General features: G+C 59.0%; 9 protein-coding genes and 1 pseudogene. 8 read left to right on the forward strand and 2 right to left on the reverse strand.

Going from position 1 to position 9,572, the window contains the following annotated elements; genetic code table 11:
* The first annotated feature begins 482 nt into the window (after positions 1-482).
* Positions 483-2,069, forward strand: a complete 1,587-nt coding sequence (locus ACIPIZ_RS28710) for an ABC transporter substrate-binding protein (protein ID WP_401168872.1) — start codon at positions 483-485, stop codon at positions 2,067-2,069.
* Positions 2,070-2,202: 133 nt separating this feature from the next.
* On the opposite strand, the gene radC is transcribed toward ACIPIZ_RS28710, so the two are convergent.
* The gene (radC, locus tag ACIPIZ_RS28715) at positions 2,203-2,877 is read right to left on the reverse strand and encodes a DNA repair protein RadC (protein ID WP_105704671.1); all 675 of its coding nucleotides are present in this window, start codon (positions 2,875-2,877) and stop codon (positions 2,203-2,205) included.
* A 134-nt stretch (positions 2,878-3,011) separates the two neighbouring features.
* On the opposite strand from radC, the gene coaBC reads away from it, so the two are divergent.
* The 7 genes and pseudogenes from coaBC to ACIPIZ_RS28750 all read left to right on the forward strand — a co-directional run bounded on the left by coaBC (position 3,012) and on the right by ACIPIZ_RS28750 (position 8,686).
* Positions 3,012-4,220 (forward strand): bifunctional phosphopantothenoylcysteine decarboxylase/phosphopantothenate--cysteine ligase CoaBC, encoded by a 1,209-nt coding sequence (coaBC, locus tag ACIPIZ_RS28720; protein ID WP_064389558.1) that lies wholly within the window; start codon positions 3,012-3,014, stop codon positions 4,218-4,220.
* 5 nt (positions 4,221-4,225) lie between these two features.
* Entirely contained in the window at positions 4,226-4,681 is a 456-nt protein-coding gene (gene dut / locus ACIPIZ_RS28725; RefSeq protein ID WP_060540179.1) for a dUTP diphosphatase, read from the forward strand.
* A gap of 324 nt (positions 4,682-5,005) precedes the next feature.
* Positions 5,006-6,382: pseudogene (locus ACIPIZ_RS28730) on the forward strand (phosphomannomutase/phosphoglucomutase); the annotation flags it as partial.
* A 17-nt stretch (positions 6,383-6,399) separates the two neighbouring features.
* Positions 6,400-7,305 (forward strand): acetylglutamate kinase, encoded by a 906-nt coding sequence (gene argB, locus ACIPIZ_RS28735; protein ID WP_064389560.1) that lies wholly within the window; start codon positions 6,400-6,402, stop codon positions 7,303-7,305.
* Between the two features lie 208 nt (positions 7,306-7,513).
* Positions 7,514-7,726, forward strand: coding sequence for a hypothetical protein (locus ACIPIZ_RS28740; protein WP_401168877.1), 213 nt, complete (start codon positions 7,514-7,516; stop codon positions 7,724-7,726).
* A gap of 17 nt (positions 7,727-7,743) precedes the next feature.
* A complete protein-coding gene (locus ACIPIZ_RS28745; RefSeq protein ID WP_064389562.1) occupies positions 7,744-8,316 on the forward strand; it encodes a hypothetical protein in 573 nt (190 codons plus the stop codon).
* Positions 8,303-8,686, forward strand: coding sequence for a hypothetical protein (locus tag ACIPIZ_RS28750; protein ID WP_064389563.1), 384 nt, complete (start codon positions 8,303-8,305; stop codon positions 8,684-8,686). The genes ACIPIZ_RS28745 and ACIPIZ_RS28750 overlap by 14 nt, the downstream gene beginning before the upstream one ends.
* A 103-nt stretch (positions 8,687-8,789) precedes the next feature.
* Here ACIPIZ_RS28750 and pyrE read toward each other — a convergent pair whose 3' ends face one another.
* The gene (gene pyrE / locus ACIPIZ_RS28755) at positions 8,790-9,434 is read right to left on the reverse strand and encodes an orotate phosphoribosyltransferase (RefSeq protein WP_008078597.1); all 645 of its coding nucleotides are present in this window, start codon (positions 9,432-9,434) and stop codon (positions 8,790-8,792) included.
* Between the last annotated feature and the right edge of the window lie 138 nt (positions 9,435-9,572).

Below are 9,572 nucleotides of genomic sequence, written 5' to 3' on the forward strand. Positions count from 1 at the left end.
GACCCTTACCGGTAACTTGACATACTCTCGACATGCCACAGCCCTCTAAAACCAAATGCCCAACCCGGCATGGGTTGGCCGCTTAATCTCTCAGTCATTTGGCGCCAGGCGCCGCGTTTCTTTAGAGGTCTTACCGGCTACACCTACAGTGAAGGAACCGGGCCCCTAGAAAAGAGCGCTGCTTTATACCAGAAAGACCGGGGTGCAACAACATTCGGTGTGAAATCAATCGGTAAAAAGGCGCTTTTTCGGTCTGCGAACGCTTTGGATAAAGGCCGGCATCGATTTTTACCACTCGTCGCAGAAAGTCGCCCAAGCAGACGTTTCAGACTTTTTGCGAAGCACCGCGGTCTGAAAAACGGCCATCACTGTGCCCTTAAAATGCAAAAAGGGGATAGTCATTTGTAATCCAGCCCTCTAGGGTAGGCCTTTTCCAGACTGCACTTGCAGATGGGCCTTCGATCTGTAAAAGGAAACCGACCATGCGCCTCGCTGCCCTACCCCTGTTGCTCGCCCCGCTCCTGCTGAGCCCCCTGGCCCAGGCCGCCGCGCTGAGCGTCTGCACCGAGGCCAGCCCGGAAGGGTTCGACGTGGTGCAATACAACTCGCTGACCACCACCAACGCCTCGGCCGACGTACTGATGAACCGTCTGGTGGACTTCGACACCGCCAGCGGCAAAGTCGTACCAAGCCTGGCCGATAGCTGGGAAGTCAGCACCGATGGCCTGACTTACCTGTTCAAGCTGCACCCGCAGGTGAAGTTTCACACGACCGATTACTTCAAGCCGAGCCGCGAGCTGACCGCCGAAGACGTCAAATTCAGCTTCGACCGCATGCTCGACCCGGCCAACCCGTGGCACAAAGTCGCCCAGAGCGGTTTCCCGCACGCACAGTCGATGCAGTTGCCGGCGCTGATCAAGAAGATCGACGCACTCGATCCGCTGACCGTGCGCTTCACCCTTGATCATCCGGATTCGACGTTCCTCGCCACACTGAGCATGGGCTTCGCCTCGATCTATTCCGCCGAATACGCCGACAAACTGATGAAGGCCGGCGCGACCGACAAGCTCAACAGCCAGCCTATCGGCACCGGTCCGTTCGTGTTCACCCGTTTCCAAAAGGACGCGGCGATACGCTACAGGGCCAATCCGGACTACTTCGGCGGCAAACCTTCGGTGGATCCGCTGATCTTCGCCATCACCCCGGACGCCAACGTGCGCCTGCAAAAGCTGCGTCGCAATGAATGCCAGATCGCCCTGTCACCGAAGCCACTCGACGTACAGGCCGCGCTGAAAGAACCGACGCTGAAAGTCGAAAAGACTGACGCATTCATGACCGCATTCGTCGGCATCAACAGCCAGCATCCGCCGCTGGACAAACCAGAAGTGCGTCAGGCGATCAACCTCGCCTTCGACAAGGCCAACTACATCAAAGCCATGTTTGAAGACACCGCCGAAGCCGCCAACGGCCCTTACCCGCCGAACACCTGGAGTTACGCGAAGAACCTGCCGGGATACCCACACGATGTCGCCAAAGCCAAGGCATTGCTGGCCAAGGCCGGGTTGAAGGACGGTTTCCAGACCACCATCTGGACGCGCCCGTCGGGCAGCCTGCTCAACCCAAACCCGAGCCTGGGCGCGCAGATGCTGCAGTCGGATCTGGCGGAAATCGGCATTCAGGCGGAAATCCGCGTGATCGAGTGGGGCGAGCTGATTCGTCGCGCCAAGGCCGGCGAGCATGATTTGCTGTTCATGGGCTGGGCCGGCGACAACGGCGACCCGGACAACTTCCTCACGCCGCAGTTTTCCTGCGCAGCGGTCAAGTCGGGCACCAACTTTGCGCGCTACTGCAATGCCGATCTGGACAAGCTGATCAGCGCTGGTAAGACCACCAGCGAGCAAGGCGTACGGACCAAACTGTATGAACAGGCGCAGACGCAGATTCAGCAGCAGGCGTTGTGGTTGCCGCTGGCGCATCCGACGGCTTACGCACTGACGCGTAAAGACGTACAGGGTTACTCGGTGAGCCCGTTTGGAAGGCAGGACTACTCCAAGGTCAACCTGAAATAACCTGCCTTACACATAACCTGTAGGAGTGAGCCTGCTCGCGATGGCGTCATTTCAGTCAACCCATTCGGTGACTGGAAAATTGCTATCGCGAGCAGGCTCACTCCCACAGTGGCTTAGCGCTTGTTCCTGAGAGTTACATCCAGCCACACTCCGCCATCGACAGCGGCTCACCATCGCCGATGATGAAGTGATCGAGCACGCGCACATCAATCATCTCCAGCGTTTTTTGCAAGCGCTTGGTCAGCAGCCGATCCGCCTGACTGGGGTCAGTGTTGCCCGACGGATGGTTGTGGCAGAGGATCAATGCCGCCGCGTTATTGGCCAAACATCGCTTCACAACCTCACGGGGATGCACGCTGGTGTTGTCGATGGAGCCGCGAAACAGTGTCTCGAACGTGAGCACTTGATGTTTGGAATCGAGAAACAGGCAACCAAACACCTCATGCGGTTCGTGACGCAGCATCGCTTTCAGATAATCGCGAACGACCTGAGGGTTTTCCAGGGCTGGTTTTTGCCGTGATTTCTCAGCCAGATGCCGCCTGTTCATCTCTTGAGCCGCTTGCAGCTGTGCAAACTTCGCAGGCCCAAGCCCCAATTGCTTGCTGAATTCGTCCTGATCGGCCTCAAGCAGTAAACGCAGGCTGCCGAATTGAGTCAGCAGATTGCGCGCCAGATCCACAGCACTTAATCCGGGCAGTCCGGTGCGCAGAAAAATGGCCAATAACTCAGCGTCCGAGAGGCTCGCTGCCCCATGCTCCAATAACCTTTCCCGCGGCCGTTCCGCCGCAGGCCAATCGCGAATACTCATACACATTCCCTGTCTGTGGGCGCCGCTGTTCCGTAGCGGTCGCTGTGATATCGTAGCCCATCTTTTTTGTGGTCGATTCAACCCTGGGGAGGGGGCATCGCACCGCAGTCATCAACGAAATGAAAGGCAGACCTATGCAGCGGCTGTATCGGAAACGCATCGTTCTGGGCGTCGGCGGCGGCATCGCGGCTTACAAGAGCGCCGATCTGGTTCGTCGCCTGATCGACCAGGGCGCCGAAGTGCGTGTGGTCATGACCCACGGCGGCGCCGAATTCATCACCCCGCTGACCATGCAGGCGCTGTCCGGCCACCCGGTTCACCTCGACTTGCTCGACCCGGCCGCCGAAGCCGCGATGGGCCACATCGAGCTGGCCAAGTGGGCCGATCTGGTGCTGATCGCCCCGGCCACCGCCGACCTGCTCGCGCGTCTGGCGCAAGGCATCGCCAACGACTTGCTGACCACCCTGGTGCTGGCCACCGACGCTGTGGTCGCTGTCGCGCCGGCAATGAATCAGGCGATGTGGCGCGATCCGGCGACCCAGGCCAACCTGCAACTCCTGCAAAGCCGTGGCCTGAAGACCTTCGGTCCGGCCTCGGGCAGTCAGGCCTGTGGCGACGTTGGCATGGGCCGCATGATGGAAGCCACCGATCTGGCGCAATGCGCGGCAGACTGCTTCCAGCGTCAGGCACTGACCGGCAAACACGTGGTGATCACCGCCGGCCCGACCCAGGAAAACATCGACCCGGTGCGCTACATCACCAACCACAGCTCCGGGAAAATGGGCTTTGCTCTCGCCGAAGCCGCAGTAGAAGCCGGCGCCCGTGTGACCTTGATCAGCGGCCCGGTGCACCTGCCGACCCCGGACCGCGTCACGCGCATCGACGTGGTCAGCGCCCGCGACATGCTCGCGGCGTGTGAATCGGCGATCCCGTGCGACGTGTTTATCGCCTCGGCAGCCGTTGCGGACTACCGCCCGGAAGTCGTCGCCCCGCAAAAACTCAAGAAAGATCCTACGAGCGGTGACGGCTTCGTCCTGCAAATGGTGCGTAACCCAGACATCCTGGCCACCATCGCGACCCGTCCCGACCGTCCGTTCAGTGTCGGCTTTGCCGCCGAGACCGAACACCTGCTCGACTACGCTGCACGCAAGCTGAAGGACAAGAATCTCGATTTGATCGTCGCCAACGACGTCGCCAACCCGAGCATCGGTTTCAACAGCGAAGAAAACGCCTGCAGCGTGATTGACCGTGAGCTGCATGCCACGGTTTTCGCCCAGACCAGCAAGAGCAAGATCGCTCGCCAACTGGTCACTTTTATCGCCGAACGTCTGAACCAGGTTTAATTTACATGCACGCTTTGCAAGCCAAGATCCTCGACCCACGCATCGGCACCGAATTCCCGCTGCCGCAATACGCCACTCCGGGCTCCGCCGGCCTCGACCTGCGCGCCATGCTGGAACAGGACATCGTGATCAAACCGGGTGAAACCGTGCTGATCCCCACCGGGCTGTCGGTTTACATCGGCGACCCGAACCTCGCCGCGCTGATCCTGCCGCGCTCGGGCATGGGCCATAAGCACGGCATCGTGCTGGGCAACCTCGTCGGCCTGATCGACTCCGACTACCAGGGCCCGCTGATGGTGTCGTGCTGGAACCGTGGCCAGACCGATTTCACCATGACCGTCGGCGAACGTCTGGCGCAACTGGTGCTGGTACCGGTGGTACAGGCGCATTTCGAAATGGTTGATGAGTTCGTTGAAACCGAACGCGGCACCGGCGGTTTCGGCCACACCGGCACCAAATAACCGGCGTCATCGTCTGTAGGAGCTGCCGAAGGCTGCGATCTTTTGATTTGGTTTTCTACGATCAAGATCAAAGATCGCAGCCTGCGGCAGCTCCTACAGGGGGAAATTTCAGGCAGATCGGCTGAAAGGTTTACCGCCGTAAATCAAGGTTTTGCCGGCCGAAAGCCACGCCAGCCGAGGCGTCATGGCCCTTTCATACCACGAACTCTCTGTGGAAAACGCCGTCATACCCTTCAGTTTGAGCCTGCCGTCGAACGATTCGTCGGTCTGTCCCGCCACTTTCGAGATGGAGCATTTCCGTAGATGAGCACCCCAGCCAAGATTGCCCCGAAGCTGCCCGACAGCATTTTCCGCGCTTATGACATTCGCGGCACCGTGCCGGAATTCCTCAATGCCGAAACCGCTTACTGGATCGGCCGCGCCATCGGTTCGCAGAGCCTCGCCCAAGGCGAGCCAAATGTGTCCGTCGGTCGCGATGGCCGCCTGTCCGGCCCGGAGCTGGTGGCAGAGCTGATCCGCGGTATCGCCGAGAGTGGCTGCCACGTCAGTGATGTGGGCCTGGTGCCGACACCGGCGCTGTACTACGCCGCCAACGTGTTGGCCGGCAAGTCCGGGGTGATGCTCACCGGCAGCCACAACCCGTCGAACTACAACGGCTTCAAGATCGTCATCGCCGGCGATACCCTCGCCAACGAACAGATTCAGGCCCTGCACGAGCGCCTCAAGACCAACAACCTGAGCAGCGGCGCGGGCAGCGTCACCCAGGTCGAAATCCTCGACCGCTACAACACCGAAATCGTCCAGGACATCAAACTGGCCCGGCGCATGAAAGTCGTGGTCGACTGCGGCAACGGCGCGGCCGGCGTGATCGCCCCGCAACTGATCGAAGCGCTGAACTGCGAAGTCATCCCGCTGTTCTGCGAAGTCGATGGCAACTTCCCGAATCACCACCCGGATCCGGGCAAGCCTGAGAATCTCGTCGACCTGATCGCCAAGGTCAAGGAAACCAACGCCGACATCGGCCTGGCCTTCGACGGCGACGGCGACCGTGTCGGCGTGGTGACCAACACCGGCAGCATCGTCTACCCCGATCGCCTGCTGATGCTGTTCGCCCGTGACGTGGTGGCGCGCAACCCGGACGCGGAAATCATCTTCGACGTCAAATGCACCCGTCGTCTGGTGCCGCTGATCAAGGAATACGGTGGTCGGCCGCTAATGTGGAAGACCGGTCATTCGTTGATCAAAAAGAAAATGAAACAATCCGGTGCGCTCTTGGCCGGCGAAATGAGCGGACACATCTTCTTCAAGGAGCGCTGGTTCGGTTTCGACGACGGTATCTACAGCGCTGCACGGCTGCTGGAGATCCTCAGCAAGGAAAAATCCACCGCGGAAGAGCTGTTTGCGACCTTCCCGAACGATATTTCTACGCCGGAAATCAATATCCATGTGACCGAAGAGAGCAAATTCAGCATCATTGATGCACTGCACGACGCACAGTGGGGTCCAGGCGCTGACCTGACCACCATTGACGGTGTGCGAGTCGATTACGCCAAAGGCTGGGGCCTGGTGCGCGCCTCCAACACCACACCGGTGCTGGTGCTGCGCTTCGAGGCCGATGACGAGGCTGAATTGCAACGTATCAAGGATGTGTTCCACGCCCAACTGAAACGCGTTGCACCTGATCTCCAACTACCGTTCTGATCCACCCGGAGCCCTGAATGACCCTCGAACGCGATGCCGCCGCCAACACTGCCAAGGTCCTGTCCGAAGCGCTGCCTTACATCCGACGTTATGTCGGCAAGACCCTGGTGATCAAATACGGCGGCAACGCGATGGAAAGCGAGGAGCTGAAAACCGGCTTCGCCCGCGACATCGTGCTGATGAAAGCCGTGGGCATCAACCCGGTGGTCGTGCACGGTGGCGGCCCGCAGATCGGTGATCTGCTCAAGCGCCTGTCGATCGAGAGCCACTTCGTCGATGGCATGCGCGTCACCGACGCGGCGACCATGGACGTGGTGGAAATGGTCTTGGGCGGCCAGGTCAACAAAAGCATCGTCAACCTGATCAACCGCCACGGCGGCAGCGCCATCGGCCTGACCGGTAAAGACGCCGAGCTGATTCGTGCGAAGAAGCTCACCGTCACTCGCCAGACCCCGGAGATGACCCAGCCGGAAATCATCGACATCGGCCACGTTGGCGAAGTCATCGGGATCAACACCGACTTGCTCAACCTGTTGGTCAAAGGTGATTTCATCCCGGTGATCGCGCCGATCGGCGTCGGCGCCAACGGCGAGTCGTACAACATCAACGCCGACCTGGTGGCAGGCAAAGTTGCCGAAGCGCTGAAAGCCGAAAAGCTGATGCTGTTGACCAACATCGCCGGCCTGATGGACAAGTCGGGCACTGTGTTGACCGGCCTGAGCACCCAGCAAGTCGACGACCTGATCGCCGACGGCACTATCTACGGCGGCATGCTGCCGAAAATCCGTTGCGCGCTGGAAGCAGTTCAGGGCGGCGTGGGCAGCTCGCTGATCATCGACGGTCGCGTGCCAAACGCGATCCTGCTGGAAATCTTCACTGACACTGGTGTGGGTACGTTGATTAGTAATCGCAAGCGTCCTTGATCGGTAATTGCTGAAAGCAAAAGATCGCAGCCTGCGGCAGCTCCTACATAAGCGAATTTCGTTTGTATGAAATTTCTGTAGGAGCTGACGAAGTCTGCGATCTTTTTTATGCGCGCAAGACACGTCCGACACAACTCAGCGAAACGTCCGACATTCTCTCCTAACAAATCTCCCTAGGATCTTCCCTTCATCCACCGGAGATTTACCCATGCAAAAAGACAGCGTTCCTTACGGCAGTGACATTTCGGCTGGCACCTATGCCTGCGTGGACTGCGGCCGAGAGTATTCAGGCCCTTCGCAAAATTCGATGCCGCCCTGCCCCGACTTCACGGAAGCCTCGCACCCGCTCAAGGGCTGGAAAGTCCTCAGCGGCCAAGGCGATGCGCCACAGGATCCATACCCGCAAACCAGCGAAAAATAACTCGGAGCGCCTGAGCCATGCAGATCTCGTTCACGATTGATGCCGCTGCTTTCGAGCTGGAACAAAAGGAACCGGTCAAGAAAACCTTGCGCATTGGCGACGCTGAAATCACCCACGCCTTGCAGCGCATTGCCAAGGCCAGCCTGACCGAATACCTGAAAATGCTGGTCGAAGGCGGCATGCCCAGCCGGGCCGACGAGGCCAAGCAGGATCGTCTGCTCTACCTGATTCAGAGCTACTTCGGGCAAACATTGCCGACCGAATCGCAGATCTCGACGATCTTTCAGCTAACCCAAAGCCAAAGCAAAACCCTGTTGAAAAACACCGTGTCACGCTTTCGTAATCAGCTCGATGACATCCTGCAACACAGCATGCGTGCGGTGATCGAGACGGCCGAGCGCGCGCAAACCGTGTTTTTGGTGGTCATCAGTTCGGATGTGATTCGCGATGAGCTGAACATGCTGATCACTCAGAACGAGCCCACTTTCAAACCCATCACCAAACGTAAGGGCAGCGCCGGGCAGTTCGAGATCAGCGAGGATAGCCACGCCTTACTCTGCACGACGCTGGGGCTCAATGCCGTTCAATGACATCGTCGCGGTCAGTGGTTTGCTGCTGACCCTGACCACCTTCCTGTTCAATCTGGCGTGGCCAGCGCTCAGCGAAGCTTTGGCGCTGGATGAATACCAGTCGGGGCCGCTGAACCGAAAACGCAGCCGAGGGAAAGTACGGACGGCGTTTTATTCGCGGGCGCTGCCGCTGACGTGCGCGTTTGTGGCGTTGTTTTACGTCAATCTACCGGCCGCTGTAGGCATTGTCCGCAGCAGCAAACTGGATCTGTGGGACTTTGATGTGGATCGGACGTTGTACGTGATGGTGGTACTGGCGCTGCTGGCATTTGCGCTGATCAATGCGGGATTAACCGTGAAACTGATCAGAAAATGGCGAAACCTGCGTTAAGTCGAATCCCCTGTAGGAGCTGCCGAAGGCTGCGATCTTTTGATTTTGTTTTTTAAGATCAAAAGATCGCAGCCTTCGGCAGCTCCTACAGAATGATGTCGTATCAGACGCCGAACTGGGCGCGGTACGCTTCCACCGCCGGCAAGTGCTGCTTGAGCTGCGGATCATCGGCGAGGAATTCCAGCACCTGATTCAGCGAAACAATGCTGATCACCGGGATACCGAAGTCACGCTCGACTTCCTGGATCGCCGACAACTCACCGTTGCCACGCTCCTGACGGTTCAGGGCAATCAGCACTCCAGCGGCCTTGGCGCCATCCTGGGAAGCGATAATCTGCATCACTTCGCGGATCGCGGTGCCTGCGGTGATCACGTCGTCGATGATCAACACATCGCCGGTCAGCGGCGCGCCGACCAGGCTGCCACCTTCGCCGTGAGCCTTGGCTTCCTTACGGTTGAAACACCATGGCAGGTCACGGTCGTGATGCTCGGCCAGCGCCACAGCTGTGGTCGCTGCCAACGGGATGCCTTTGTAGGCCGGGCCAAACAGAACGTCGAAAGGAATGCCGCTCTCGGCAATGGCTGCAGCGTAGAAACGCCCCAGCTGCGCCAGGGCCGAACCCGAGTTGAACAGGCCGGCGTTGAAGAAGTAAGGACTGGTGCGCCCGGACTTCAGGGTGAACTCACCGAAGCGCAAAACGCCGCGATCGATGGCAAAACGAATGAAATCGCGCTGATACGCTTGCATGAAAAAAACCCCAAATACCACGGATTTAGCTAATTAGCTTGACGCCGTGTATCATACACGCACGCGATTTTTGGGGCCATTTATGCGGATCATCAGTGTGAACGTCATTGGTATTCAGGCGGCAGTCGAGCGCGGTTT

Origin of the sequence: Pseudomonas sp. NPDC087690, assembly GCF_044743175.1 — a bacterium.
In the GTDB taxonomy this organism is placed as follows: domain Bacteria; phylum Pseudomonadota; class Gammaproteobacteria; order Pseudomonadales; family Pseudomonadaceae; genus Aquipseudomonas.